25 protein-coding genes are annotated in these 26986 nt (G+C 48.8%); 17 read left to right on the top strand and 8 right to left on the bottom strand.

The window, feature by feature from the left end; genetic code table 11:
* Positions 1-34 precede the first annotated feature (34 nt).
* Together GCU44_RS09910 and GCU44_RS09905 are read left to right on the top strand one after the other, a co-directional pair.
* Positions 35-3007 carry a SusC/RagA family TonB-linked outer membrane protein gene (locus tag GCU44_RS09910; protein WP_154856250.1) on the top strand — a complete coding sequence of 991 codons (2973 nt, stop codon included), beginning with the start codon at positions 35-37 and terminating at the stop codon, positions 3005-3007.
* 19 nt (positions 3008-3026) lie between these two features.
* Entirely contained in the window at positions 3027-4406 is a 1380-nt protein-coding gene (locus GCU44_RS09905; RefSeq protein WP_092173191.1) for a RagB/SusD family nutrient uptake outer membrane protein, read from the top strand.
* A gap of 202 nt (positions 4407-4608) precedes the next feature.
* On the opposite strand, the gene GCU44_RS09900 is transcribed toward GCU44_RS09905, so the two are convergent.
* From GCU44_RS09900 to gltX, 3 genes are read right to left on the bottom strand one after another with little or no spacing between them, the layout of a single operon-like run.
* On the bottom strand, positions 4609-5247 hold the full coding sequence (locus GCU44_RS09900; protein WP_092173188.1) for an outer membrane beta-barrel protein: 639 nt from the start codon (positions 5245-5247) through the stop codon (positions 4609-4611).
* Between the two features lie 25 nt (positions 5248-5272).
* Positions 5273-5476, bottom strand: a complete 204-nt coding sequence (locus GCU44_RS09895; RefSeq protein WP_092173185.1) for a hypothetical protein — start codon at positions 5474-5476, stop codon at positions 5273-5275.
* Between the two features lie 47 nt (positions 5477-5523).
* On the bottom strand, positions 5524-7059 hold the full coding sequence (gene gltX, locus GCU44_RS09890) for a glutamate--tRNA ligase (protein ID WP_092173182.1): 1536 nt from the start codon (positions 7057-7059) through the stop codon (positions 5524-5526).
* Between the two features lie 132 nt (positions 7060-7191).
* Here gltX and GCU44_RS09885 point away from each other — a divergent pair, with 132 nt between their 5' ends.
* From GCU44_RS09885 to GCU44_RS09875, 3 genes are all read left to right on the top strand, one after another.
* Positions 7192-7800, top strand: a complete 609-nt coding sequence (locus GCU44_RS09885; RefSeq protein ID WP_154856249.1) for a hypothetical protein — start codon at positions 7192-7194, stop codon at positions 7798-7800.
* 143 nt (positions 7801-7943) lie between these two features.
* Positions 7944-8399: a hypothetical protein gene (locus GCU44_RS09880; protein WP_143057601.1), complete on the top strand. Its 456-nt coding sequence runs from the start codon at positions 7944-7946 to the stop codon at positions 8397-8399.
* Positions 8400-8455: 56 nt separating this feature from the next.
* The gene (locus GCU44_RS09875) at positions 8456-8905 is read left to right on the top strand and encodes a hypothetical protein (RefSeq protein ID WP_092173174.1); all 450 of its coding nucleotides are present in this window, start codon (positions 8456-8458) and stop codon (positions 8903-8905) included.
* Positions 8906-9143: 238 nt separating this feature from the next.
* Here GCU44_RS09875 and GCU44_RS09870 read toward each other — a convergent pair whose 3' ends face one another.
* Entirely contained in the window at positions 9144-9452 is a 309-nt protein-coding gene (locus tag GCU44_RS09870) for a hypothetical protein (RefSeq protein ID WP_092173171.1), read from the bottom strand.
* 444 nt (positions 9453-9896) lie between these two features.
* Here GCU44_RS09870 and polA point away from each other — a divergent pair, with 444 nt between their 5' ends.
* Positions 9897-12704, top strand: coding sequence for a DNA polymerase I (polA, locus tag GCU44_RS09865; protein ID WP_154856248.1), 2808 nt, complete (start codon positions 9897-9899; stop codon positions 12702-12704).
* Positions 12705-12744: 40 nt separating this feature from the next.
* The gene (gene radA, locus GCU44_RS09860) at positions 12745-14121 is read left to right on the top strand and encodes a DNA repair protein RadA (RefSeq protein WP_092173165.1); all 1377 of its coding nucleotides are present in this window, start codon (positions 12745-12747) and stop codon (positions 14119-14121) included.
* A 5-nt stretch (positions 14122-14126) separates the two neighbouring features.
* Here the strand turns inward: radA and GCU44_RS09855 are convergent, their stop codons facing one another.
* On the bottom strand, positions 14127-14858 hold the full coding sequence (locus tag GCU44_RS09855; protein ID WP_092173162.1) for a class I SAM-dependent methyltransferase: 732 nt from the start codon (positions 14856-14858) through the stop codon (positions 14127-14129).
* 132 nt (positions 14859-14990) lie between these two features.
* Entirely contained in the window at positions 14991-16469 is a 1479-nt protein-coding gene (locus GCU44_RS09850; RefSeq protein ID WP_154856247.1) for a M14 family metallopeptidase, read from the bottom strand.
* A gap of 117 nt (positions 16470-16586) precedes the next feature.
* Between GCU44_RS09850 and GCU44_RS09845 the strand changes: the two genes are divergently transcribed.
* The 3 genes from GCU44_RS09845 (at position 16587) to GCU44_RS09835 (ending at position 19628) form a co-directional block, all read left to right on the top strand.
* Complete coding sequence (locus tag GCU44_RS09845; protein ID WP_154856246.1) at positions 16587-17603, top strand: dipeptide epimerase; 1017 nt, start codon at positions 16587-16589, stop codon at positions 17601-17603.
* Positions 17604-17617: 14 nt separating this feature from the next.
* A complete protein-coding gene (locus tag GCU44_RS09840; protein WP_154856245.1) occupies positions 17618-18682 on the top strand; it encodes an aminotransferase class I/II-fold pyridoxal phosphate-dependent enzyme in 1065 nt (354 codons plus the stop codon).
* A 199-nt stretch (positions 18683-18881) separates the two neighbouring features.
* A complete protein-coding gene (locus GCU44_RS09835) occupies positions 18882-19628 on the top strand; it encodes a hypothetical protein (RefSeq protein WP_241684897.1) in 747 nt (248 codons plus the stop codon).
* A 15-nt stretch (positions 19629-19643) separates the two neighbouring features.
* On the opposite strand, the gene GCU44_RS09830 is transcribed toward GCU44_RS09835, so the two are convergent.
* Entirely contained in the window at positions 19644-21437 is a 1794-nt protein-coding gene (locus GCU44_RS09830) for an ABC transporter ATP-binding protein (protein WP_154856244.1), read from the bottom strand.
* Positions 21438-22022: 585 nt separating this feature from the next.
* On the opposite strand from GCU44_RS09830, the gene nusB reads away from it, so the two are divergent.
* The 6 genes from nusB (at position 22023) to coaE (ending at position 26000) form a co-directional block, all read left to right on the top strand.
* Positions 22023-23207, top strand: a complete 1185-nt coding sequence (gene nusB, locus GCU44_RS09825; protein ID WP_092173145.1) for a transcription antitermination factor NusB — start codon at positions 22023-22025, stop codon at positions 23205-23207.
* 8 nt (positions 23208-23215) lie between these two features.
* The gene (locus GCU44_RS09820; RefSeq protein ID WP_154856243.1) at positions 23216-23524 is read left to right on the top strand and encodes a YtxH domain-containing protein; all 309 of its coding nucleotides are present in this window, start codon (positions 23216-23218) and stop codon (positions 23522-23524) included.
* 13 nt (positions 23525-23537) lie between these two features.
* Positions 23538-24086 (top strand): DUF1573 domain-containing protein, encoded by a 549-nt coding sequence (locus tag GCU44_RS09815; protein WP_092173139.1) that lies wholly within the window; start codon positions 23538-23540, stop codon positions 24084-24086.
* 2 nt (positions 24087-24088) lie between these two features.
* Positions 24089-24409, top strand: coding sequence for a preprotein translocase subunit YajC (yajC, locus tag GCU44_RS09810; RefSeq protein WP_092173136.1), 321 nt, complete (start codon positions 24089-24091; stop codon positions 24407-24409).
* Between the two features lie 72 nt (positions 24410-24481).
* Positions 24482-25387: a YbbR-like domain-containing protein gene (locus GCU44_RS09805; protein ID WP_241684896.1), complete on the top strand. Its 906-nt coding sequence runs from the start codon at positions 24482-24484 to the stop codon at positions 25385-25387.
* Positions 25380-26000: a dephospho-CoA kinase gene (coaE, locus tag GCU44_RS09800; RefSeq protein ID WP_154856241.1), complete on the top strand. Its 621-nt coding sequence runs from the start codon at positions 25380-25382 to the stop codon at positions 25998-26000. The genes GCU44_RS09805 and coaE overlap by 8 nt, the downstream gene beginning before the upstream one ends.
* Position 26001: 1 nt before the next feature.
* On the opposite strand, the gene GCU44_RS09795 is transcribed toward coaE, so the two are convergent.
* Positions 26002-26247 (bottom strand): hypothetical protein, encoded by a 246-nt coding sequence (locus GCU44_RS09795; protein WP_092173127.1) that lies wholly within the window; start codon positions 26245-26247, stop codon positions 26002-26004.
* 214 nt (positions 26248-26461) lie between these two features.
* Between GCU44_RS09795 and GCU44_RS09790 the strand changes: the two genes are divergently transcribed.
* Positions 26462-26944 (top strand): C40 family peptidase, encoded by a 483-nt coding sequence (locus GCU44_RS09790; RefSeq protein WP_154856240.1) that lies wholly within the window; start codon positions 26462-26464, stop codon positions 26942-26944.
* The last annotated feature ends 42 nt before the right edge of the window (positions 26945-26986 follow it).

Here is a 26986-nt window from a genome sequence, read left to right as displayed (position 1 = left end):
TAAAACGTATTAACCTTAATCTAAACTTAATTCTATGCGTAACATTTACCGATTTTCATTGGTCATGTTCCTATCCCTACTCAGTATGGGCTGGACACATGCACAGTACAGCGTGTCGGGCGTAGTCACCGATGAGCGGACGGGAGACCCCATGATTGGGGCCAGTATCCTGGTCCAAAATACCACAAAAGGCACCGTCACCGACCTGGATGGCAGGTTTAACCTGAACTTTGATGACAATTCACCGGCCACGCTGATCATTTCTTCGCTCGGCTATCTCAGTCAGAATGTTGACGTAAGTCCAGGAAACAATACCTCGCTAGAAGTATCCCTAAAAGAAGACGCAACCAACCTGGAAGAGGTAGTTGTGACGGGCCTTGCTTCCACGGTCAAGCGTTCCAACCTCGCCAACGCCGTGTCCTCCGTCTCCTCCAGAGAACTAACGGGAACAACGACGATCCAAACCACAGATGGTGCGTTATATGGTAAAGTAGCAGGTGCCAATATCCGCTCCAACGGCGGTGCCCCAGGAGGGGGCCTTTCCATTCAGTTGCGGGGAATTTCCAGCTTGATCGGCGCTTCACAGCCACTGATCATTCTGGACGGGGTGTACATCAATAACTCCTTTCAACGTACCGGACGTGCGACGGTGACCGGTGCAGGGGGTTCCAATCAGGACGACGGCGCCAACCGACTTGCCGACCTGAATCCTGCGGATATCGAATCCATTGAAGTGCTGAAAGGTCCTTCCGCGGCAGCCATCTACGGAACCCGGGCTAACGCCGGTGTAATCATCATCACCACCAAAAGAGGATCCGAGGGTAGGACAAAGGTATCGCTGGCTCAGGACATTGGCTTTGCGCAACCTTTGCGTTTGCTCGGCGTGGATGGTTGGAGTGAAGAAAAAATCAACACCTTTTTCCCGGAAAACCGGCGACCTACCGAACTTCAACGGTTCAGGGAATCGACCGGCACCATCGATTACGAAGACTATTTTTACAACAATACCGCCGTCTTGAGCAATACCCGCCTTACCGTATCTGGTGGTGACGAGAAGACGAAGTTTTTCGTGTCCGGAAACATCAATTCAGAGGACGGAACCGTAAAAAATACCGGTTTCGATCGCTTTTCTTTGCGAGCCAACCTGGACCACAATATCACGGATAACATTAAATTGGGGGTGTCTTCCAATTACATCAAATCGAATACACAGCGGGGCTTCACCGGTAACCAAAACAACACAGGAGCAAGTATTGGCTACAACATTGCGTATGTACCGAACTATTTCGACCTGCGACCCGATGAAAATGGAAACTACCCGGTCAACCCGTATTTCGGCGAAAACCCAATAGCGGTAACTGATAATGCCGTCAACGACTCCGATGTGCAGCGATTTGTGCAGGCTTTCAACCTGGATGTGGACCTACTACGAACCAGCAATAGCTTCTTGCGGGCCAACGTGGCCGGAGGGTTTGATTTTTACCAAAACTCCACCTTGGTTTACCTGCCCGAGTTTTTGCAGTTTCAGCGAGGTCAGGCAAACCCTGGCGATGCCTTCTGGGGAAAGCAGGAAAGCTTCAACACCAACTTCCAGGCGGCCTTGGTTTACAATTTCAACTGGGGTAAAGTCAACATGAACTCCCAGGCGGGCATGGTTCGTTTGGATTTTACCAACAGTTCCCTATTTAACCGAGGCAGAGGCCTGGTACCCGGACAAACCAACTTGCGGCAAGCTTCGATCCAAGAGATCGTAGATCAATTCAATAGCGAGGTACAGGAAGCGGGTGTATTTGTCCAGCAAGAGGCTAATTTTGAAGACAAGATCATCGGTACCGTCGGGGTGCGTTGGGACAAATCTACCCTAAACGGCGATCCCAACCAGTACTATGCCTTTCCGCGCGCCTCGGTAGCATTTAACGTAGCCAATTTCGATTTCTGGAATTCCTCCGTACTTACTCAATTGAAACCTAGAATTGCCTATGGAGAGACTGCAGGACCAGTGGAATTTGGAAACACGTTTACCCGGCTTCAAGGGGCCAATATTGGCGGGCTGTTGGGTTCTGTAGTAGGCACGCAAATCGGAAACACCGAGATCCGGCCCGAAACAGCCACTGAATTGGAATTCGGTGTGGATCTTGGCTTGCTAAACAACCGATTCTCGCTGGAGGCCACCTATTACATCAAGAACACGCAAAATAACATTCAGAACCTCAACCTGGCGCCGTCTACCGGAGTAAATACCACTCCGAGTAACGAGGCGGAATTACAAAACAAGGGTTTGGAATTGAGCCTATCAGGTACGGTAGTGGATCGCGGGAATTTCAACTGGTTTTCCCGAATCATGTATTGGCAAAACCGGGTAAACATGACCCGTCTGGGCATCCCTCAGTATACCTTGGGCGGTTTTGGCCCCGCTCTGGGCACATTCTACTACGCGGAAGGCTTTGCCCCGACTACCATCGTCGGTACACCAGCCGATCCGAATCACCCAAGTGGATTTACGGTTTGGGGAAATGCCCAGCCTAAGTTCAATGCCTCCGCATACAATGTCCTACGGATTTACAACAACCTGGAGTTGTCCTTCCTGGTGGAATGGAGACAAGGGGGCGAAAACATCAACCTTACCTCCTTCCTCTCAGATGCCGGAGGAACGACCAATGGATGGTTTGGGGATGATAACGGAGACGGAATCCCCAACGGAAGGCAACGTCCGCCAGAGCCGTATAATAACGCCGGCCGATGGGTACAGGATGCTTCTTTCGTCAAAGTAAGGGAAATCGGCTTGTACTACACCCTACCAAAGGCTGCGTTGACGAATACGTTTGGAAATGCGCTGGAAGGGGTACGTTTCGGAATGTCTGTGAACAATGCTTTCCTATTTACGGATTACCAGGGATACGATCCGGAGACCTCCACCTTTGGTGCACAGTCGGTGGCCAATAACGTAGACATCGCTCCCTATCCAACGCCAAGAAGGATTTTCTTTCACGTAAATCTTGATTTTTAATCCTAAACTGATGAAAACAATGCATACCATTCAAAAATATATAGGATTGAGCGTTGTGGCCGGATTACTCCTTTTCAGCTGCAACCCTTTGGAACTGGATCAAATCGATGATCCCAACAACCCCTCCGTGGGGAGTGTGAGTGAAAACGCCAGCCGGTCCCAGATTCAGTTTTTGGTGACCGGGTTGGAATCCCGACACCGGGGCTATGTGGAAAACGTTTCTCGGGCCTGGAATACCTTCGGCCGGGAAATTTGGTACCTAAACGGATCCGATCCCCGCTTCCAAACCGACTGGCTCGGGCAGGCCGGTCGCGTGCCGGACCGAATCTACTTTGGCTTCGGTACCACGGGTGGAGGCTCTTGGGCAAACCCCTATCAGGCCATCCGGCAGGCGGAAACCCTGGTTTCGGCCACGTTGAACACGACCGTGTTGAGCACAGAAGAGCAGGCTGCTATCGTGGGATTTGCCCGAATGATCCAGGGCTACCAATTTATGATTCCCGCAAATTTTGTGTACGAAAATGGAATCCGGATCGATGTGGAAGACCCGCTCAATCCAGGCCCCTACGTTCCTTACGAGGATGCGATACGTCACGCGCAGTCCCTACTGCTAGAGGCAGACCAGTTGTTGGCATCTGCGGGATCGGGTGATTTTCCACTCACCCTTACTTCTGGCTTTGCCGACTTTACTTCGCTGGATCGTATCCGCGAAATAAACAACGCGATCCTGGCCAGGACCGATATTTACCTGGAAGACTGGCAGGGAGTGCTTGATGCACTGGATAACTCCTTCATGGATATGGACGGGGATTTGCAAGCCGGACCGGCACATCCTTATACCGGTGCTCCCGATTTGTTTAATCCGCTGTTTTATGTCCGGGATGCTGCCATCAATACCATTGTTGTGGTCCATCCTTCGGTATTGGCAGACGCTACACCGGGTGACGCACGGGTAGCGGCCAAGTTTTTCGAACGGGAGGAGCCGGTCATCGTTACCACAGATGCCACACCACTGGTGGGAACCCATCAAGACAACCGCTGGCCAACCAACACCACGCCCATTCCTTTTATCCGGAATGAAGAGCTGATTTTGTTGAAAGCCGAAGCGCATGCACAGCTGGGTCAGACCGATCTTGCCGTTGAGGCCATCAATGTAATCCGCAACGCCGCTGAAATTGGCGACTATACCGGAGCAACCGACCTGGAAAGCCTTATTGACGAGATCCTCTATCAACGACGGTATTCGCTCTGGGCGGAACCCTGGGGTCACCGATGGATCGATGCACGACGGTACGACCGATTGGACGAGATCAACACCTCATTTGATCAGGGAACCGTATTTCGTCAGTTTCCGCATCCACAGTCGGAAGTAAACTGGGATATCTACGCGGAGGACTAATCCGCGATAATTTTGAAAAAGAAACGCCATGCCCAAAACTGGGCATGGCGTTTTTTGTTTCTGCTAGCTTGGGAAACCCATCGCTGAAACCTCTCCTATCCGGGAAATGGTGGTAGCGCAAATAGACCGCTGTTCTGACCTTATTACGTATGCTAGTGTATTTACTCGGGAGACGTTTTTTTGGCAGACCAATACGATGGCCCTATTCAAGTACCCGGAAAAGATAAGCCAGGGAGAATTCCAATTGGGTAAAATTGATGTCAAAAATCCGTTCCTGCGATTCGGGCCGGCCAAATTCATACGAGTAGCGTACTTCACCCTGCAGGGTATGCTTTCCAAACAATTTTGAGAGGCCCACACCGGCCGTCAGGCCATACATAACTTTCCGGGGTCGATCATCGGGCTGCCCGTAGGTCGGGATAACCAACTCCCCCTCCACCACTCGGCTAACATCCCTGGCATCCAGCAGGTAGCCGATATGGGGGCCAAGTTTGATGTGAAACCTTCCGGAATTGCCCAGGTAAAAGTTGGAAAGAATCGGGATCTTTAGGTAATCAAATTGCGTTTCGTTTCCCGTATTGATGGTATCGGTGGCGGCGTAGCCCGTCGTCAGGAGTTGAAATTCTACTTGTGCGCCGGCGTTCTTCTCAAAAAACTGCTCGATGACCAGCGAATAGGTTGGTGCAGCTACCCCGGTAACGGTCCTGGGAAAACTGCCCAACGTGACCCTGTAGCTAGCGCTGGATTCGGTGTATCCCGCCCGGAAACCCACACTGGTTTGGGCCAGGAGACTGCCGGAGAGTAGAATAAAAAGGAACAGTACCGGCCAGAGGATTTTCATAGGAAAATTGGTTGAAACTCCTTCGTTAGTGATCTCCTTTGCTGGGATCCTTTTTGGAATCCTCCCGGTCTCTCAACTTTTTATCGTCGACATTTTTATTGAGAAACTCGTTGATTTTATCGATCGAAAAGGAACTGGAAATTTCACCAAACGAATTGATGTTCATGGTGAAGCCTTCCAGCTCTTCGTTTACCTTCGGTGTCTCCTTCTTTTTGCTTTTTTTAGCCATGGCTTTTTATCGTTTACTCCGATATCATTTCTTGGACGCGACAAAGATTAAGCCGCGTCTATCTTATTCAACGCAAATTCGATTCTTTTGATCAACTCCTCTTTACCTAATATCTCAAAAATTTGCATCAAGTCCGGCCCTGCGCCTACACCAGTGACGGCAAGGCGCACCGCTTGCATCACTTTGCCTAATTTGATGCCTTCGGCTTCGGCCGAAGATTCAAGGAGTGCCTTGGCCGATTCCGCTGTAAGTGGCGCTTCTGCTTCCTGCAGGTTTTTGCTGTAGGCGGATAGCACGGTGATTGCCTCCTGATTCCATTTTTTGGCGACTACCTGCCCGTCGAATTCTTCCGGTGCGAGCAGCATAAATCGTCCTTCGCTCCACAAATCGCTGGGAAACGTAGCTCGTTCCTTCATTACGGCAGCGATTTTTTCCGCTTTCTCCGCCGATACGGAAAGGTTCTCTTTTTGTAGGTCTTCCAACAAATACGCCGCAAGTTCCTTATCGGATTTTTTTCGCAGGTACTGCTCGTTATACCATTTGGCTTTATTGATATCAAATTTGGTGCCTGACTTGCCGATACGATCGATAGAAAAGGCGTCTACCAACGCTTCCACGGAGAACAGTTCCCGTTGATCCCCTGGGTTCCAACCCAAAAATGCCAGAAAATTCAGAAATGCATCCGGTAGGTAGCCAGCTTCCTTAAACCCTGCCACCCATTCTCCGGAATTGGGGTCCTTCCAGCTAAGCGGGAAGATGGGAAAGCCGTGTTTTTCGGCATCCCTTTTGGAAAGTTTGCCGTTGCCGTCCGGTTTCAATAGCAGGGGCAAATGGGCAAATTCGGGCATGCTGTCTTCCCATCCCAGGTACCTGTAAAGCAACACGTGCAAGGGTGCCGATGGCAGCCATTCTTCGCCCCGGATAACGTGCGTGATGCCCATTAAGTGATCGTCTACGATATTGGCCAGGTGATAGGTAGGCATTCCGTCCGACTTCATGAGTACCTTGTCATCCAGGGAATTGGAATGCACCATGACCCAGCCCCGTACCATGTCGTTTAATCTGACTTCCTCTTTTCGGGGTATTTTGATACGGATGACATAGGGCTCACCGGACTCCAACCGGGATTTCACCTCATCGGCCGGCAGCGTCAGTGAATTTTTCATCTGCGTTCGGGTAATCGAATTGTATTGGGGCGAAACCACACGCGCAGCTGTCAGCCGCTGCCGCATGGCTTCCAACTCTTCGGAAGTGTCAAACGCGTAATAGGCATGTCCCTTTTCAAGCAAGTACTCCGCGTACTCCCGGTACATGGACTTACGTTCCGATTGCCGGTAGGGTCCACAATCCCCCGGATTCCAGGGGCTCTCGTCGGGATTGATCCCGATCCAGTCCAGAGAATCCTTTATGTAATCCTCGGCTCCGGGAACGTATCGGTTTTGATCGGTATCTTCTATCCGTAACAAGAACTTGCCGCCGTGTTTCCGGGCAAAAAGGTAATTGTACAAGGCGGTTCTTACGCCACCTATATGCAATGCTCCTGTAGGAGAAGGAGCAAATCTTACGCGTACTTCGTTACTCATAAACAGCCGTCGATTTCGTTTAAGAGGGCAAAGATAGTCAATTAATAAGGAATTTGGCTCCTAAACCCTGGAAGACTTATTCGTTTTTCAGCTAAACCATCTTCGGCAAAATACGGTTACCAATAGCAAATCATGAAAAAAAGCGCAGCCAATACCGACCAAATGACCCGGGAAATGTACCGCCTCCTGAAGATCTTTGGCTCAATCTCCATCGGGCTGGTTTTGCTGCTTTCGTTTTTCAACGAGTACAGGGCCGACAATTCCGGGGAAGAAGCTGAATTTACCGCCTCCGACGCAGGGCTGATCTACTTTAAAAACATTCGCAAAATAGACTACCGTACGGCTCATTTGCCAGAGGCAATGATCGAACGCTATACCCACGAGGATTTTGATCCGGACAGCACAAAATCGGGTATTCAACTGGATCTGATCGTCCAAAAAAACAACAGGACAGTGGTCCCCTTCGTTCTGCCAAAAGGAAAGCTGGCAACCAACGCTCCCGTATTGCTACGGGCACACCAAGGCCTGGAAACCATCGCGGATTCGCTACGGATCCACTCAGGAGATCGGCAGACCCACCTGAAAGCTGCTAAAAAGCTCTACCAATGGCTACTGGCGGATATGGCCTCCATCGAAGCCAAAACGGAAAAAGGCTGGATCCCCGTATTTGACGACCCGAAAGCACGCAAAGCCTTTATTCAAACTTTCAAGGACTATGAAAAAATAACCTCCTCCAAATAAAGATCTTTCCTGTAAATGCCGATTCACCCGATAAAGACACGGTAGGGACGTCTATTGAAAAAACAAAAATAAATCCTAAATTGGAAGGTGCCGTAGCTATACTACCCAACGCTTCGGCAACTCACACCCAAAATAACGCTGTTATGGAGCTCAAGAGAATTGATAATCTCTGGCACTTTTTCGCCACCCAAAATCAATTGTTCTTAAAAAAAGAAGTTGGACGGGAGGTATGCTACACCCTCGTAAAAAATAAAATCCGACTCACTCATTCGTTCAACCCCCGTTTTACCGGCCAATCGGTGGTAACGATCGGTCCCGAGTCCTTCGAATTGGCAGTGGAAAGTCAGGCTGCTGGTAAAAAAAAGTTTGGACTGCCCGGTCCTGCAATCAAGGTGCATCAGCGGCTTTTTTTTCCCCGGGATTTGCTGCGGCTTACCGCCCATTTTTCCATAACCGTAGAGAAGGATCGCTTCCGGAATATTCGGGTGTCTCTGGAACCATTTGTACCTCAAACGATAAAAAAAACGTACCAGCCGGTCAACTTCATCAGCGAAATCCTTTGGGGATTTCGGTATTTTTCGGAAACCATAAAAAATTAATTCCCTCCCGAACCGGAGACCATCGGTGAACGTTACACAGCTGTCAACGACGAACTATGAAAAACCCTTCCAATCCCACAGAGTTCCCCCGGTTTACCATGCCGCACCGAGGTTTGCTTTTGCTTGCGGGTATTTATACCATCCTATGGGGCGCCTTTTTCCGCTGGTTTGGCCCCACCGTTCTGAATTGGCTGGCCATGGACGCGGGTTTGGAGGGCTGGTCCGGAACCCTTTTCTACGGAAGCCTGGGAATGATCGCCGGACTGTTAGTGTTTCTATCTGCTTTTTACCCCATCAGCTGGGTTTACCTGATGGGATTGGGAATTGTTATGAAAGTTGCTTCTCTGGTTAGTTTTCTGATCCTATACATGGGCGATATGGCGTGGAACAAACGCTTGGGTTTCCATTTGATTTTTAACGAAACGCTTTGGCTGATCCCCCTGACAATTATTTTGTGGAAAGCTTTGCAAGTAAAAAAGTATTTGAAAAGCCTGTCCGACCAATAGCGAACCGGAGTCTCAACCTTCGGATCGCGCGGATCAACAAACTTTCCGGACTGCCCCTTCCGCAGGTAAAGATGCTGGGGATTTATAAAAAACCAACGGAAGTTTGTCTGAAGGCCGAAAGGTAGGCGCGCCGATTCCCCCCGGGTTTAAAAAAAGCCTCAAAGCGATGTGCGGAAATACCGAAAAAAATGAAACCAACCACCCCCGACCCTTTTGGGGAAGTCGGGGGTGCCTGCAATTAGGTCAAAATAATGAGCAATAGCAGGATGACAATCAATGCACCTGCTGAAATGTAAACACCTCCGCCCAATTCTTTGGCCTCCTTGTTGATGTCCCTCAGTTCATTGCGGATTTCTTTTTTTTCTTCCTTATCCATCGATCGGAAATCCATGGCTTTTATTTCTTTTACCCGCTCATCCAATTGCTCCAAACGGGCCTGCTCTTCCGGGCTAGGCTCCTTTTCTGCCGGTTCGTTTTTTGCCATGGCTGCAGGCGCTATAGCGGTCAACCACATCAGGATGGATAAAAAGTATGCGATCTTTTTCATGTGAATAGGTATTTAAGGTGAAACATAGTAATACATTTTTTCAAGCTGAAATCAGAATCGAACGGATACGCGTCCGAAATATACCAATAATCCTACCAAAAAAACGGGGATCGGAACGAATGCGCACCAAAAGCAGCAAAATCAACCAAAAACTATCGATCCAGGAATGTGCCTTTTTGGCAAAGTTCGGGCTGCTTCGCTGCAAAGCCGATGCTACAAGAGCCATAAACACGATGCCCCACCAGATAGGGCCTGGCAATCTTTCCTCTTTACGAAGGTACCATTTGCTCAAATTCAGGAGTCAAAGGATAGACGACTGGTCGATGGTGGGATCTAATTTTTTTCAGACCGCAGCATTGCCCAAAATTCACTAACTTGTGCTGGATTTGGAGGAACTATGCTCCAGCAATCCCAAACGATATTTAAAAAAAACCGGATCAACAAATGGCTAAAGGCAGCAAAAAGCTTTTTCTACTGGATGCAATGGCATTGATATACCGGGCCCATTTTGCGTTCAGCAAAAACCCCCGGATCAATAGCAAAGGACTCAATACAGGCGTGATGTTGGGGTTTACCAATACTTTACTAGAGGTATTGGAAAAGGAAAAACCCACACACATCGCCGTGGTTTTTGATACCCATGCACCCACGTTTCGCCACGAGCAATTTGAGGCCTACAAAGCCAACCGTCAGGAACAACCCGAGGACATCGCCGTAGCCATTCCCTGGGTCAAAGAAATCGTGCAGGCGTTTAACATTCCCACGCTGGAGTTGGATGGATTCGAAGCGGACGATATTATCGGAACCCTGGCGAAGAAAGCCGAACGAACCAGCTTTACCGTGTACATGATGACCCCGGATAAGGACTACGGGCAATTGGTAGAAGACCATATCTACCTCTATAAACCGGCCTTTATGGGGAATGCCGTAGACATCATGGGGCCGAAAGAAATCTGCGACAAGTGGGATATTGAAAAGGTGGACCAGGTGCGGGACATACTGGGATTGATGGGTGACGCTGTCGATAACATACCCGGTATTCCAGGAATCGGGGCCAAAACTGCGGTCAAACTATTGAAACAATTTGGCTCAGTAGAAGAGTTGATCAAAAACACGGATCAATTGAAAGGAAAGCAAAAGGAAAACGTCGAAAAATTTGCTCAACAAGGGATATTATCCAAAGAATTGGCCACCATTATTCAGGATGTTCCCGTTGAATTTGACGAGAAAGCCCTTACCTACGAGCCCCCGAATGAGGAAAAACTCAAGGCTCTTTTCGCCGAACTGGAGTTCCGTACCCTGACCCGGCGGGTATTTGGAGAAGCCATCAAAAAACCAAGCATAAAAGTAGACGAACAGTTGGGGCTGTTTACGGGCAATGAGCCTGCAGTCGCCGCCGAGGAGGACCAAGAGCCGCCCATAGCCGTCCCCGATAGCCTGGATAGTATATTTACCCGAAACCACGATTACCACCTGGTAGCAGGAGCGGAGGCCATTCGGGAGCTCGTTCATTACTTACTGCTGCAGCAGGAAATTTGCTTCGATACAGAAACCACCTCCATCAATCCCAATCAGGCAGAACTGGTGGGCATTTCCTTTGCCTACCTGCCAGGAGAAGCGTATTACATCCCCTTTCCCGCAGAAAGAAAAGCGGCCGAGAAGATCCTGGCGCTTTTGGCTCCGGTCTTTTCTTCCCCCGAAATTCTAAAAATCGGGCAAAATATCAAATACGATATCCTGGTATTGATGAATTACGGCATTGCGGTAAAAGGAAAACTTTACGATACCATGTTGGCACATTACCTGATCGAACCGGAAGGGAAGCACTCCATGGACTGGATGGCCGAGCAATACCTGCGCTACAAGCCGGTTTCGATCGAAAGCCTCATCGGAAAAAAGGGAAAAAACCAGGGCAACATGCGGGATGTGGCCCCGGAGGAGGTAGCGCCCTATGCAGCCGAAGATGCCGACATCACGCTGTTATTGAAAAAAGAGTTGGACCCAATCGTCCGGGAAAACAAGCTGGAAAAGCTCCTGCACGAGGTAGAAAGTCCCCTGATCGAAGTTTTGGCTGCCATGGAATTTGAGGGGGTACGCATCGATACCGAAAGCCTGAAAGAAATGTCCGGCGAGCTGGAAACGGAAAGCCGGGTCATCGAAAAAAAGGTATACGAATTGGCCGGCGAGCAATTTAACCTGAGCTCTCCCAAGCAATTGGGCGAAATACTGTTTGTCAAACTGCAATTGGACCCCAAAGCAAAAAAGACCAAAACTGGTCAATATGCTACCGGGGAGGAGGTGCTCAGCAAACTTGCGGTGGAGCACGAAATTGCCCAGGCCATTCTGGATTTCCGGCAACTGGTCAAGCTAAAATCCACCTATGTGGACGCCCTCCCGGGATTGATCAATCCAAAAACCGGCCGCATCCACACCACCTACAACCAGTTTGTGGCAGCTACCGGCAGGCTCTCCTCCATTAACCCTAACCTGCAAAACATTCCTATCCGAACCGAACGAGGCCGGGAAATCCGAAAAGCCTTTGTCCCCAGGGATGCCGACCACCTGATCCTGGCAGCGGACTACAGCCAAATCGAACTGCGCATCATGGCTGCTTTTTCGGAAGACCAATCCATGATCGAGGCCTTCGAACAGGGACGCGACATCCATGCCACAACAGCCGCCAAAATATTTCAGGTGCCCCTGGAGGAGGTAAGCGGAGACATGCGAAGGAAAGCCAAAACGGCTAATTTTGGAATCATCTACGGCATCTCAGCCTTTGGACTGTCCCAACGATTGAAAATCCCCCGCTCAGAAGCAAAAGAGATCATAGACGCCTATTTCAAGGAATTCCCGGCCGTAAAAGACTACATGGATCAAAGCATTGAAAAAGCCCGAAAGAACGAATTTGTCGAAACCATTCTGGGGCGCAGACGGTACCTGAGGGACATCAATAGCCGAAACGCTACCATGCGTGGTTTTGCGGAACGCAACGCCATCAATGCCCCCATACAGGGTTCTGCCGCAGACATGATCAAAGTGGCCATGATCCAGGTACACGAATGGATGGTTCGCGAGAAACTTCGTTCCAAAATGATCCTTCAGGTCCACGATGAATTGGTATTTGATGCACACAAAGACGAAGCGGATCTGCTGAAGGAGAAAATTCCTGCACTCATGTCCGGGGCGATCCGTTTTGCGGTACCCCTGGAAGCAGAAGTAGGGGTTGGCAATAATTGGCTGGAGGCTCACTAGCAATGCTTCAAATTCACCACCCAACTTCCCATTATCATCCATGGCCAAAATAAAAACTGCGTTTTTTTGTCAAAATTGTGGCGTAGAAAGCCCCAAGTGGGTAGGAAAATGTCCCTCCTGCGGGGAATGGAATACCTATGTGGAGGAAGTCATCCAAAAAGAGGTTAATCAGAAGGGCAGCTGGAAATCGGGTACCCTGGCCCCGAAAAAGAACAGTCAACCCAAACGGCTCAGGGAAATCGATTACGAGGCCCAAAGCCGCCTGATCACCGGGGATGTAGAACTGGATCGGGTACTGGGAGGCGGCATCGTACCGGGATCGTTGGTATTGATCGGCGGGGAACCGGGTATCGGCAAATCCACCCTGATGCTGCAAATTGCGCTCATGTTGGCCTCCACAAAGATCCTGTATGTCTCCGGGGAAGAGAGTGAAAACCAAATCAAAATGCGCAGCGAACGGATGGCCTACCAATCCGATAATTGCTACGTGCTCTCGGAAACGAATACGCAACAAATTTTCCAGCAGGTGGATTTGTTGAAACCCGAATTACTGATCATCGACTCCATCCAAACCCTGCATTCCCAATACGTGGAATCGGCTGCAGGATCGGTGAGTCAGGTACGGGAATGTACCGCCGAGCTGATGAAATTTGCCAAAGAAACCGGAACCCCCGTCTTTCTGATCGGCCATATCACCAAAGACGGAGCCATTGCCGGACCTAAAATCCTGGAGCACATGGTGGATACCGTCTTGCAATTTGAAGGCGACCGCCACCTGAGCTACCGGATCCTGCGTACCTCTAAAAACCGCTTCGGCTCCACCAATGAATTGGGGATTTACGAAATGCACGCTACGGGATTGAAGCCCGTGACCAATCCTTCCGAAATACTGATGACCCAGCGTGAGGAACAGCTAAATGGTGTGGCCATCGGTGCCATGCTGGAAGGAAACCGGCCGTTGCTCATTGAGATACAGTCGCTGGTCAGTCCCGCAACCTACGGCACACCGCAGCGAAGCAGTACCGGCCACGATGCCAAACGTCTCAACATGCTCCTGGCGGTACTCGAAAAAAGAGGCGGGATGCGGCTGGGACAACAGGATGTATTCCTAAATATCGCCGGTGGATTGCGAGTGGATGATCCGGGGCTGGACCTGGCGGTATGCGCCTCCCTGATATCCTCCTACGAAGACAGCCCCGTAGACCCCCGGATTTGTTTTGCTGGAGAAATCGGTCTGGGTGGAGAAATCCGGGCTGTCAATCGCATCGAAAGCCGAATCGCCGAAGCCGCAAAAATGGGATTTAAAAAAATCATGCTTTCCCGCTATGGGCTCAAATCCCTAAATACCGAGCAGTTTTCCCTGGAAATTGTACCCGTCACCAAACTGGAAGAAGTATACCGGCACCTCTTTTTATGAGCTGCTCAGTCGGCAACAGGCTTTTTGGCTTTCTTTCCGCCAAAAGCAGCAAAACAACAATTTTTATGCAATACCTCCAGCTGGGTAAAGCCTACTTGTGTCATCAATTCCAACTGAAAAGGCAAGGACCGGGGACTGTCTTCTTTTTCAATATAGGCGAATACTTTTCTGCGGTAGTCCAGCCCTCCGATAGACTCGAGGTAGCGACCGTACCTGTTCCACATCATTTCCTGGATCTTCGGATCGTCGTGAGCCACCAAATCCGATACCCAGAAGCTACCTCCCGGGGCTAGGAGCGAGTATATCTTCCCAAATACATTTTCCCAATCGGCGGTATCGCGTAAGTGATGCAGCACCGCCGCAGCCACGATGATATCGTAGGAATTATCGGCGAGTTGTGCCTCTCGTATGTCCGCCTGGATCGTCTGTACGTTACCGGTGGTGGCCCAGCTGACCCGGTCATGGGCCCTGTCCAACATGGGTCTACTCAGGTCCAATAAGTCACAATCCATCTGGGGCAGGTATTGCAAGATTTTTAACGAAAGATTGCCCGCACCCGAGCCAATGTCCAACATGGCCCTTGCTTGGGGGTTGGATACCACCGCTGCATTGGCGATCAACTCCATCGATAAGGGAGCATCCATGGTCGCTTCCTGTCCCGATTCCAAATTAGAAAACCGCTCCACATCCCGATCAAATCGGGCTCGAATCTCTTCCGTAGTAGATTTATCTCGCATTTTAGCTCGTGCGTTTAGACAAAAACAAATTTAATTTTACGAATTTTCCCATACAATTACAAAATGGAGGAGTTTATACCCGATTTTTCCACGAAAACTAGCAAACGGCCAGTGGCTTGCAAGGTACTTTTTCTAGTTGATCATTTGCCAAAACGGATCTACCTGCGGATTTTGCAGGTCAATTAAGTAGCCGTTTACGATCGCATACCGGTATTTTTGATCCTTGACGAGAAAAAAATTCGGGGCATTCTCCAGCGAAGGTTCCAAATTCGGGGGCGCATCTCCGCTAAAAATCAGCAGGGGTAGCTGGTGCAATTTCCCCGTATTTTCCGTCGAGGTCTTCACACCCAGATAACCGTCCCGAAGCAGGCCGATCGCTTCTTCTCTGCTGAGTTCCTCCAGAGGCTTCTCTTCTTCCCAGACCTTTCCCGGAATCGCCGTCAAGCCGGTAGCGTCCAGTTCTTCGTAGCCGTGGTATATCGAGAGGTCGCCCCAATCCGAAACCGTTCCCCGGTAATACCGGCGCTCCGCGGTATAACGAGCCGCCCTACGCAGGCCAATGTCGGTGGAATAGGAATGTCCGGCAGTAGTAACGGAAACATTTCGGATGAGTAGGTCCATCAAGCGGGAGGAATTATCCGGAATATTCAGGTAGTCGTCCATGGCAAATGCATCGTACGTTCCCGTCGCAATTTCGTACAGGGCATTCAGAACAATCATGAAATTCAGCTTTCGCACGTACTGCTTTTCGGGATCGTTGGGGAAGGCTCCCGATTCGATCAGGATGGTACTCGTTCCCCATTTTTGAAAATTATCCCCAAAAGCTCTGGACTCAAAGGTATCGTTGTATTTGCCCAGGTGATCTGGTACTTCCTCCTGCAGCACCCGACGCATGCCTGCGATCACTTTCATGGCTTTTTCCCTTCCCGGATTCACCTCCCTGGCCTCGTTATAGGCCGGTGCGAGCACCGAAATGGTCGCCGGATTGGTTGTTCCGGACACGTTGTAGTAGCTGTTTTGATCGTGTAAGTTAAAGCCAAACTCGGGTTCAAATTCATCCCGGGCCGTTTTCAAAATAATGGCCTCCGGACTACTTTGCCGGATGGCGTCCCGGTTTAGGTCTATGTGCAGGGCATTTCTTCGCTGAAATCGTTCCGCCCCATCGGGATTGACCATGGGAATGAACCGAACGCGCAATTCATTGCGGATCGCCTGCCGGATATCGGTAAAACCATCCGTTTCACTACCTTCCAAAAAATTGAACAGGTCAAACAGCGCCATGGTGGCTGTACTTTCGTCTCCGTGCATTTGCGACCAAAGCAGGACAGGCCTCGTGCCCGCTCCATAGGTTAGCGCGTGGATGGGCCTTCCCTCCACCGATTTTCCCAGGATCTGGTTTTCAAACATGGAAGACCGCGATTCAATCAACGGCACAATGGTTGCGTACCCAAATCGGCGCTCGGTAAGACCGGGCTCCCGGAACTGTTCGTATGCCTCAGCCAGCCGGGAAGTCTCCAGCACTTCCGCTTTCCGGGTGCAGGACTGCATGCATAGCAAACAAGTAAGGAAAAAAAGAAGGGGAATTCGAAGGTGGTTGCGGTTGGTATCCATGGTGTATCGTGGTTTTGGTGTAAATATGGGCAAATTTAATGAAATAGTGAGGGCAGAGTTTATACGAAATCCGGCGAAAGCGTACCTTTAGGTTCTGAAAACACCGGACCTGACGATATGAAGCTCGAACTACTCCCCTTTCAACTACCGCTCAAACATACCTTTACCATTGCCCACCAGAGCCGGGACATTCAGGATACCCTGATTGTCAAGCTGCTGGGACCGGATGGGCTTTATGGCCTGGGAGAATCCACCACCAACCCCTATTACGGCATAACGCTTGAAAACATGCAGGCATGCTTGACCAACGTGGCGGATGAGCTATTAGCGGGATTAGCACCCATGCACCCAGAAAAGCTATGGTCCATCACCCAACCCTATTTTAAAGACAATCCCTTTGCCCAATGTGCCTTGGATATCGCTGCCTGGGACCTGTATGCGAAAATGCAGGACAAAAAATTATACGAGCTGCTGGATTTAAACCCGGCGATCCTTCCGGTCACCAACTTCACCATTGGCATCGCCCCCATCCCCAAGATGATCGAAAAAATGAAAGAAGTGGACTGGCCGATTTACAAGATAAAATTGGGTACGGATCATGACCTGGACATCATCAAAACCCTGCGCAAACACACCGATGCGGTCTTCCGGATTGATGCCAATTGTGCCTGGACCGCTGATCAGGCCATTGCTTATTCCGGGGAACTGGCCAAACTTAATGTAGAATTCATGGAACAACCCCTGGCAAGGGAGGACGATGAAGGCATGAAAAAAGTCTTTCAATTCAGCGAACTACCAGTCATCGCCGATGAAAGTTGTATTTCGGAGCAAGACGTAGAAAGGTGCCACGACCTTTTCCATGGGATTAATGTGAAGCTCGTCAAGGCAGGGGGCCTTACCCCGGGTCTGAGAATGCTCCATCAAGCCAAGTCCCTGGGCATGAAGACCATGGTAGGCTGCATGACCGAATCTTCCGTGGGAATCGCTGCCATCGCTCACATCGCTCCCTTGCTGGACTACGTGGACATGGACGGTGCCATGCTCCTTTCCCGGGATATCGCCGAAGGCGTGAAAATAACCCCGGATAAGGTTCATTTCCCTGACCGGCCAGGAACCGGTGCGATCCTGATGTAAAGCCCGTTATCACAATGAGTCATACTTATCCTACTTCTCAGCTTGGAAGAACCATTACCTATCAGGGCAAAGACTACCTGCATTTTAGTGGTACCTCCTATTTGGGAATGGGTACCCTACCTGAGTTTAAGGAGCTTTTGATCCGGGGGATCCTTAAATATGGCCCCAATCATGGTTCCAGCCGGAATAGCAATGTGCAATTGTCCCTATATGAGGCATTTGAAGCCCAATTTGCGGCAGGCGCCGAAGCTGCTGAGGCGGTGCTCCTGAGTAGCGGATACATGGCAGGGCAACTTGCCGTTAACACGCTTAGACCACTTGCAGATCTGACCTGGACGGCTCCCGATACCCATCCGGCCATCACCTTCGAAAGTCAGCAGCCTATTGGCCTTACTCACAACCAATGGCAAGAAAAATGCATTGCCAAGTCTCAGGAACTAATGGGACAAAAAATCCTATTGCTATCCAATGCCGTAAATCCCCTTATTCCTGAGATTCATGATTTCGAATGGACCAAAAAGCTATCTCTTGCCAATAAATACTACCTGCTCATTGATGACAGCCATGCGTTTGGTCTGTTGGGGAAAGGTATTTTTGGTACCTATGCGCATTGGAAGCACCTTCCGGTCGAAGTAATGGTCTCGGGTTCGCTAGGCAAGGCACTGGCACTTCCGGCAGGCATCATCCTTGGAAACACCTCGCTGACACGTCTGGTCCGGGAAAACCCCATTTACCGCACCTCCTCTCCTCCTGCACCGGCATTTTTGAGCGCATTTTTGGACGGGCAGGGCTATTACCTCAAGCAGCAGCTGAAGCTAAAGGATAATTTGCAGTTTATGGCATCCGCACTGGAGGGACTGGAACGGTTAAAATTTCTGCCTACCTATCCGGTTATTTCCTTTGAAACGGAGTCCTGGGTGGAGCAATTGCATCAAAAAGGGTTTATTCTATCTTCTTTTCCTTACCCGCTGCCGGATAGCCCGGCAGTAAACCGAATTGTACTGTCTGCCTGGCACGAGCGGAAAGACCTGGCGGAATTGATTCAGACGTTGAAAAGTCTTTCTGATAGCCAAAGCTGAATAAGTGGCCCCCAGCCTACTTAGCGGGATTTTTCTACCGTTTTGGTTACGCTTCCTCCATAACAGGATTGTTTTTCCAGGTATTGGCTGGGCCTTGGGATAGCGTGAAATTCAGCCTGGTAAAAAAGTACCCCGATCTTGGATAGGCACAATACTTGTTCCTACGTCACAAAGTACAATCCTAAAAACACATAAATTAATGGTTCGATTATTCGTTTTACCCTTGACCATGTGTCTATTTTTAGTGGGCAGCCATTCCTGGGCTCAGGTCACAATAGATGTCGAGTCCGGACTGGCCTTCCCCGGATACAACGATGTACGAATTCCCAATAAAATGGGAACTTTATTTAGTTTTCAGGAAGATTTCGAAACGGAAGGACCCGTCATCCCATTAAGAATACGGTTGGGCTATCGCTTCAATGACAAGAACCATCTGTTTGCCCTTTATGCCCCTCTTGGGATCAATTATCATGGAAATGCCGCCAATGATATCAACTTCCAATCCAGTGTTTTTAGTCAGGGAGAGGCTTTGGATGGCTATTATCAATTCAATAGCTACAGATTGACCTACCGGAGAGACATTATTAGTTCAGGAAATTGGCTTGTTGGTGTTGGTTTTACTGCCAAAATCCGGGATGCGCGGGTCCGTCTCGCCAATGATCAGGGATTACGTGACAAAAAAGACGACCTCGGCTTTGTACCCCTATTGCATCTGTATACCTCCTATGATTTTGGAGGAGAAACGTTCCTTTACTTCGAAGGAGACGGACTGGCAGGAGGCCCGGGAAGAGCATTTGACCTGTTTCTAGGGACCCGATTACCTGTTACGGATCGTATGGACATTAAAGCCGGTTATCGTTTTCTGGAAGGAGGGGCCAATGTGGATGAAGTGTATAACTTTACGTTGGTTCAATTTGCTGTAGCTGGTATTTATATTCAACTATAGCCATGGTAAAGGTACTCACTCCACCTCGCCCGCCTGCTGGGTTTGCTTCTCATACAACTCGGCATAGGTACCTTTGGCCAGCATCAGGTCCTCATGGGTTCCGTTTTCTACCATCATTCCGTCGTTCAGCACGATGATCTGGTCGGCCAGCTTTGCAGAGGAAACCCGGTGGGAGATGATAATAGAGGTCCTGCCTTTCATGATTTTTTCGAGCGCATTCAGGATGGCATTTTCCGTTTTGGTGTCCACCGCGGACAAGCAATCATCCAGCAATAAAATTCTAGGTGACTTGGCAATGGCTCTGGCAATAGAGACCCGTTGTTTTTGCCCACCGGAAAGGGTGATTCCTCTTTCTCCCAGCCGGGTATCAAAGCCTTTTGGAAAGTCCACGATATTCTGGTAAACATCCGCATCTTTGGCAGCCTGCTCGATCCGAATGACATCCAGTTCTTTTCCGAGGCCAAAGCCTATATTGTTCGTAATGCTATCGCTAAAAAGGAAAACGTCCTGGGGAACGTATCCGATTTGTTCGCGGAGGTGGGCAATGTCGTACGCTCGGATATCGGTATCGTCAATTAAAATCCTCCCGGAGGTAGCGTCATACATACGCATCAGCAAGTTAGCGATGGTAGACTTGCCCGATCCGGTGGTGCCTATAATCGCCAGGGACTGACCGGCAGCGATGTCAAAACTTACGTCATCTAGTGCCCGTATTCCCGAATCCGGATAGACAAAGGAAAGGTTTTCCACCTTGATGCTTCCTTCGATGTCCCGAACGATATTTTCGGTACTGAGGATGTCGTTTTTCTGGTCCAAAAATTCGTTGATCCGCGTTTGGGAAGCTGCGGCGCGCTGCACGATGCTGGTCACCCAGCCCAGGGAAGTCACCGGCCAGGTGAGCATGTTGACATACAGGATAAACTCGGCAATTACGCCGTAGCCGATGGCTCCTTCGATTACCTGTATCCCTCCCACATAGACGGTGATAATGGTACTCAGACCAATCAGCGCCAAAATCAAGGGAAAAAACAGGGATTGCACGCGGGTGAGGGAAATGGATTTTTCCTTGTAGTCTTCACTGGCTTTTTCAAACTGCCGGGCACTGTCCGATTCCCTTACGAAAGATTTGATAACGCGGATACCCGAAAAAGCCTCCTGAACGAAGGTACTCAGCCCCGACATGCTCCGTTGAATTTTTTCGGAACGTTCGTTGATCATGTTGTTGACCAGGTAAATGCTGAGCGATAACACTGGAAGGGGCATCAGCGAGTACAAAGTCAGGGGTACGTTTACGGTAAACATGTACCCGATAACCATTGGAAACAAAATCAATAAATTGATCCCATACATGAGGGCCGGCCCAAGGTACATCCGGACTTTAGACACGTCTTCGGTGATTCGGGCCATGAGGTCCCCGGTGCTATTTTGCCGGAAAAAAGCCAGCGGAAGGCTTTGATAATGCCGGTATATTTCGTTTTTCAAGTCGTATTCAATAAGCCGGGACATGGCAATGATGGTTTGCCGAATCAAAAACAAAAACAAGCCCCGCAGCAAAGCCATCGCAAGAATTAGCAGCCCGAAAACAAGTATGTACTTCAAAAAAACCGACCGTGCCAGATCCCGGACCACGCTTCCTTCTTCGTACAGTTGGTAATAGGAAAAGCTTTCCACCACATAATCAATGGCAATTCGCACCAGTTGAGCCGGGATAATGACAAAGATGTTGGAAATGAATGTAAACAGTATTCCCCAAAAAAGGTACCACTTGTAGTTGTATAAGTGCTTATTTAATCTCCAAAGGGCCTTCACAAAATAAAAATGAATTTAAGTGGTGTATTCTTCCATGTTATTTCAGGTATTTCACATTTGACTGTTCCAAAATTGGATTAATTTTGTCTTTCCACAAAAATGCAAACCTGCGCTCAAAGATAACATTTTCCGAACGCCAAAGTTCAATGGTCGGAGGCAAAAGAATAGAAAACGGCTTCCTTTCCGGGTTTCCCTGAAAAGCGAAAGTCTGAGGCGTGAACAGGTGATTTGGTATCCGATGAATCCGCGACGCGGAAACCGTGCTGCGTCTTTATGCAAACCAACGCCTGAATAAGGTTTGGGCCTATTAAAATATACTGCCTGTCTGCCATTTGGGGATGGTGGGCGTTACGAAAAAGCTTACTTCCCGAAGCAGCACAGAATTGGGTCGTTGATTGCGTGCGCTTTCCGGCACCACTAAACTATGTACGCCCGTCCGAAAATTTATTTCCATACCGAATGAACCGATAAATTTGCCCGTTGCGGGGACATTTACTAATTTGCAGAAATTTTCATTTTAACAGGCATGCCTGCACCGGAGCATCATTTCAGGGGTCAACCCATCACGTTCTTTAATTTCGCTTAATGGTAAACAGAAGAATCCTAAGAGTCAAAGCATTTCAGACCTTGTATGCGTATCAACAGTGCAAGTACAGCAACGCAAACCTGGCTCAAGACTACATCCGGGAGGCCTTTTTGCCGGACCTCAACACAATGGAGGTTCAGGACAAGGGACAGTTAAAACGAGATGCGGAGCGGTGTGTGCAGCTTTTTTTGGCAAACCTGCAACAAGGTACCTGGCAAACGGGAGAAGAAAGCAGCGAGAAGATCAAGCACACGGCCATCAAGGCAATGGATCTTTTTCACAAGTACAACAAAAAAGACAAGGATTTTTTGAAGCAAAACATGCTTACTTCCGTGGAAAACATCCCGGGTCTGTACATATACGCCATTCATATGTTGGTTGATTTCGGCGCCCACGTTCGAAACGAGAAAGGCAAAAAAAGAAAATACGAGGCGCAGCCGCTGGTACAACCGGAGTCCGTACACAACCTTGGCGCAAACAAAGCCCTCCAAATCATCGGTGAAAACCACGGTTTTCGGCGGGAATGCAACCGGTTTCAGGTAAATGGGCAGGATCTGGAGCTCGAGATTAAGGAGTGGTTTCGGGAGTTGGTAAAGCCAAACGAGGACTACCAGCGATACATTGGTATCGAAAACCCTTCCTTTGAGGAGGACAAAGAAATTCTTCAATCTTTGTTAAAAAAGGTATTGTTCAAAAGCGAAGCGGTAATCAGTTTTTTTCAAGACAAGGACTTGAATTGGTCGGAAAATAAGTCCATAGTCAGAAGTTTGGCATCAAAAGTGATAAAAAATCTGACAGGGGACGAAGAGAATACGGATGAGATCCTACCGGAGTTGGCATTAAACTGGGAGGAGGATAAGGAATTCTTCCAAAATATATATAACTTGACCATAGCTTCCGAGGATGAATTCAGTTCCTTAATTGCCCAGAAAACCAAAAACTGGGATGTGGAAAGGATCGCATTGACGGATCGGGTAATACTGATCATGGCTTTAACGGAAATGGTTAATTTCCCCAGTATTCCGACGAAGGTTTCGATAAATGAATACATCGATATTTCCAAAACCTACAGTACGCCCAAAAGCAAGCAGTTTGTAAACGGGCTGCTCGACACCTTATCAAAAGAATTAACCGAAAAGGGAAAAATCCGTAAAAGTGGAAGAGGACTTATTGACAATAAATAACAGAGATAATGGGTAAAAAAAGTAATTCACTATTCGTTTTTGCTTTAGGGGCAGGATTGGGAGCAGTTATGGGCGTGCTTTTCGCACCTGATTCAGGCAATAATACCAGAGACAAGCTTTCCTATCGATTGGGAAAGTACCGCAACGAACTGGAGGATCTAATTGAAGATTTGATGGAGGGGAAGAACTTGCCGGATAATTTGGCAAAGTCTGAAGGAGACAAAGTCATCACCGAGGCGAAATCCAAGGCGGAAAATCTTCTCAATGATGTCAACAAGCTAATTGACCAAATCAATAAAGAAAACAACAATAACTAAATCAGTTAATCTTATGAATTATTCTAAAACCACGGTTTGGATACTGGGCATATCGCTATTACTTACCGGAGCCTGCAGCCAGGGAGGCGGGGATAAAGACGATCGAATCAAGGCGCTGGAACAGAAAATCTCCCAATTGGAGCAGAATCAGGTAGTCACACCTGCCAATGCGCAAAACATACAAGCGTCGGACCCATCGTCCATGGGAGCGTTTGCATTTGAGGAGGAAGTATTTGATTTTGGCACCATTCAGGAGGGAGAAGTCGTAGAAAAACTCTTTACCTTTGAAAATTCGGGACAGGCACCCCTGGTGATTTCCAACATACAGGCTTCCTGTGGTTGCACCAGCCCTGAGTGGACCAAGACGCCCATTAAGCCCGGAGAAGAAGGATTTGTGAAAGTCGTCTTTAATTCTACTGGAAAGTCAGGCGTTCAAAGCCCAACCGTCACCATACAGGCCAATACCTCTCCGAACGTGACCCGTTTGCGTTTAAAAGGTAATGTCACTAGAAAAACAGCTTCTGCATCATCCGGGCCTTCTGCAGGTCCTGTTAAACGATAAAAATGTACCATTCATTATTGCTTCAAATAGACGGTGCTGCCGGTAGCGGCATCATGGGTCAGGTATTTCTATTCGGAAGTATCATTTTGATCATGTATTTCTTCATGATCCGCCCCCAACAGAAAAAACAGAAAGAAACGACCAAGTTTATCTCCGAAATTAAGAAAGGAGATCAGGTAGTTACCGTCGGCGGAATCCATGGCAAAATTTACGCTGTGGAAGGGGATCAGGTACTCGTTGAACTGGACAAGGGGATGAAACTCAAAGTAGAAAAAACCGCTCTCTCGCTCGATTATACCAAAAAATTAACCAATGCCAATTAATTATCCGTACAGTTGAGTACTCTTGGTAATTATTTTAGGAAACTTAAACCTGAAAAATCATCCAATCTGAAGGTGGTAGTCCTCTGTGTGGTTACGGCTACCACCTTTTGGCTTTTAAACGCCCTGAACAAAGACAATTACACAACCACGGTAAAGCAACCCATACAGATACGGTACGACGAAGCGGATTACATGGCTGTTGAAGAAATCCCCCAGGAAGTGGGGATTCAAATCAACGGAAACGGATGGGATCTGCTCAAACGGCACTTCAAAATCAGTGTCACGCCTCTGGAAGTCTTTGTTGAAGACCCCTTCCAAAGACCCTACCTGCTTGCATCCGAACTGGAGCAGCAGATGGACGAATACCTTGCCTCCTCCAGTCTGGTAGACATCCTCCCCGACACACTTTTCTTTAAAATCGATAAAATCGTATCAAAAAAAATTCAATTGGTTCCGGATACCACTGCCAACACCCTTGCAGAAAACCATGCCTATGCCTCACCGATCACCATTGATCCAGAAACCGTAACGGTAACCGGCCCCATTTCTATCATTGAGCAAATGGAGGGCAAATTGCCGCTTGGGTTCGGTGAAGACAAAATCCGGGAAAACTTCTCCCGGCTTTTACCAATCAACCTAAGTAGGGAGCAGCGAGAATTTCTACGGTTGGATGAAGAAACGGCTCAAGTATCTTTCGAAGTAATTGCCTTCGTAGAAACTCAGCTAACCCTTCAAATACAGCAACGCTACTTTCCCGAAAACGTGACGATTGATGCCGCGATCACGGATATGGAAGTCCGCTTTTTGATTCAAGAGGACAAGCAAGAGATGCTAAACGAACTGGAACTAAGCGCTGTCTTGAACTACAACAACCGAAATCGGGAGGACAGCACGATCTCCGCTTCTCTAAACAAAACCCCTGACTACATCCGGGATATCGCCTTCGATCCGGAAACGTTCAAGCTGATCTATGAGTAGGAAAAAAACCCTGTTGGTAGGCATAACCGGGGGCATCGGTGCCGGAAAATCCCTTATTTCCAGGATTTTTTCCCTGCTTGGGGTTCCCATTTACAATGCCGACAATCGTGCCAAATGGCTCATGGCCCATAACGCCGCTTTGAAAAAACGTATCAAAGCGCAGTTTGGTGAATCGGCATACACAGCCACCGGCGAACTAAACAGCAGCTACCTGGCCGAAAAAGTGTTCGCCGATCCAACCCAAACAGAAAAAATAAACCAACTGGTTCATCCGGCAGTAGGCCAGGACTTTACCGACTGGGCAAACAGGCAAGTAGCTGACTACGTCCTGAAGGAGGCCGCCTTGTTGTTTGAAACCGGCACCTATCGGGAACTGGATGTTACCGTTCACGTGACAGCACCTCAAGAGATGCGGATTGATCGGGTTATGAAGCGAGATCGGCAGAGAAGCCGACAACAAATCCTTCAGATTATGGAAAAACAATGGGGGGACGCAAAAAAAAACAGCCTCGCAACGTACATCCTTCCCAACGACGAAAAAGAACTCGTCATCCCGAGAGTTCTGGAAATTCATGAGGAAATTAGCCGACGGGCAGCAAACTTCTCCGAATGAATCATATCTCGGTAAGGCTGATCTGATCGAGGTAAAACTTCATTCGGGAATGCCGCTGGTTTAAAAATTCAATTTTATCAATTCGGTCGTGTTTATGGTTGTAAAATACTTCCACGTATTCCCGGCCCAGCAAATATAGATTTACCTTATACGTGTAATACCGGATGGCTACCACGAATGTCCCTTCGGTGTATAATTTCTGTATCTTCTTTTGAAGGGTGAGCCTTCTAAAATCATCTTTACTCATGCTCCGTCAACGGGATTTGATTTCTTATTTGAACAGCAATACCTGCAAGGCTATTTCGGGTAATCGGCGTTACTTCAAGGAATAAAAGTAACCAATTCCGTCAAAAATTACACGGAGGACCCGAAGTAATTTAGCGGGGCCTTGCATCTTACCTGAACGGAACGTTGCTAGTTCGGTTCTGTTTTTCTATCATTGAACAAATGTTACATCCGCTATGCAAAACGGCATAAACAGAAACGTGTACCTGATTTTCGGCGTTGGATTGGCCGTGCTGCTCCTCAGCTCCTGCGGCACTACCCGGAAAATCCGGCAACAACACGTCGAAAAAGTTGTGGAAACGGCAAAAACGTTCCAGGGAACCCCGTACCGGTACGGAGGAACCACCCGGGCCGGCATGGACTGTTCCGCCCTGGTCTATCTTTCCTTCCGAAGTGTGGGCGTCAACTTGCCGCGGGTTTCCGAAGAGCAGAGTCGCGTTGGCAAGCGCGTGTCAAAGCGAAAGCTAAAAAAAGGGGATGTGGTCTTTTTTGCGACTGGGAAACGACGAAGGAAAGTGACCCATGCCGGCATTATTACCGAAAAGCGAAGCGGTACCGTTTATTTCATTCACTCCTCCACTTCCCTGGGAGTGACCGAGGACAATATCCAATCCCGCTATTGGTCCAGACGTTGGGTGCGGGCACGAAGGATGTTTTAGCGAGCCCCAAAAATCCACGAACGCTCAAAATGAAGAAATTTT

Source organism: Cyclobacterium xiamenense (assembly GCF_009467825.1).
GTDB classification, from domain to species: Bacteria; Bacteroidota; Bacteroidia; order Cytophagales; family Cyclobacteriaceae; genus Cyclobacterium; species Cyclobacterium xiamenense.
The sequence above is the reverse complement of the archived record's forward strand: the minus strand, read 5'-3'. Positions and strand labels throughout refer to the sequence as shown.

Coding starts and splice junctions, on each gene's coding strand:
- coaE (WP_154856241.1), top strand. CDS start 25,380: ATGAGTAGGAAAAAAACCCTGTTGGTAGGCATAACCGGGGGCATCGGT.
- GCU44_RS09895 (WP_092173185.1), bottom strand. CDS start 5,476: ATGGCTAAAAAAAGCAAAAAGAAGGAGACACCGAAGGTAAACGAAGAG.
- gltX (WP_092173182.1), bottom strand. CDS start 7,059: ATGAGTAACGAAGTACGCGTAAGATTTGCTCCTTCTCCTACAGGAGCA.
- GCU44_RS09795 (WP_092173127.1), bottom strand. CDS start 26,247: ATGAGTAAAGATGATTTTAGAAGGCTCACCCTTCAAAAGAAGATACAG.
- GCU44_RS09850 (WP_154856247.1), bottom strand. CDS start 16,469: ATGGATACCAACCGCAACCACCTTCGAATTCCCCTTCTTTTTTTCCTT.
- GCU44_RS09835 (WP_241684897.1), top strand. CDS start 18,882: ATGGTTCGATTATTCGTTTTACCCTTGACCATGTGTCTATTTTTAGTG.
- GCU44_RS09820 (WP_154856243.1), top strand. CDS start 23,216: ATGGGTAAAAAAAGTAATTCACTATTCGTTTTTGCTTTAGGGGCAGGA.
- GCU44_RS09900 (WP_092173188.1), bottom strand. CDS start 5,247: ATGAAAATCCTCTGGCCGGTACTGTTCCTTTTTATTCTACTCTCCGGC.
- GCU44_RS09875 (WP_092173174.1), top strand. CDS start 8,456: ATGAAAAACCCTTCCAATCCCACAGAGTTCCCCCGGTTTACCATGCCG.
- GCU44_RS09910 (WP_154856250.1), top strand. CDS start 35: ATGCGTAACATTTACCGATTTTCATTGGTCATGTTCCTATCCCTACTC.
- GCU44_RS09855 (WP_092173162.1), bottom strand. CDS start 14,858: ATGCGAGATAAATCTACTACGGAAGAGATTCGAGCCCGATTTGATCGG.
- GCU44_RS09880 (WP_143057601.1), top strand. CDS start 7,944: ATGGAGCTCAAGAGAATTGATAATCTCTGGCACTTTTTCGCCACCCAA.
- yajC (WP_092173136.1), top strand. CDS start 24,089: ATGTACCATTCATTATTGCTTCAAATAGACGGTGCTGCCGGTAGCGGC.
- GCU44_RS09815 (WP_092173139.1), top strand. CDS start 23,538: ATGAATTATTCTAAAACCACGGTTTGGATACTGGGCATATCGCTATTA.
- GCU44_RS09870 (WP_092173171.1), bottom strand. CDS start 9,452: ATGAAAAAGATCGCATACTTTTTATCCATCCTGATGTGGTTGACCGCT.
- polA (WP_154856248.1), top strand. CDS start 9,897: ATGGCTAAAGGCAGCAAAAAGCTTTTTCTACTGGATGCAATGGCATTG.
- GCU44_RS09885 (WP_154856249.1), top strand. CDS start 7,192: ATGAAAAAAAGCGCAGCCAATACCGACCAAATGACCCGGGAAATGTAC.
- GCU44_RS09845 (WP_154856246.1), top strand. CDS start 16,587: ATGAAGCTCGAACTACTCCCCTTTCAACTACCGCTCAAACATACCTTT.
- GCU44_RS09905 (WP_092173191.1), top strand. CDS start 3,027: ATGCATACCATTCAAAAATATATAGGATTGAGCGTTGTGGCCGGATTA.
- radA (WP_092173165.1), top strand. CDS start 12,745: ATGGCCAAAATAAAAACTGCGTTTTTTTGTCAAAATTGTGGCGTAGAA.
- nusB (WP_092173145.1), top strand. CDS start 22,023: ATGGTAAACAGAAGAATCCTAAGAGTCAAAGCATTTCAGACCTTGTAT.
- GCU44_RS09840 (WP_154856245.1), top strand. CDS start 17,618: ATGAGTCATACTTATCCTACTTCTCAGCTTGGAAGAACCATTACCTAT.
- GCU44_RS09790 (WP_154856240.1), top strand. CDS start 26,462: ATGCAAAACGGCATAAACAGAAACGTGTACCTGATTTTCGGCGTTGGA.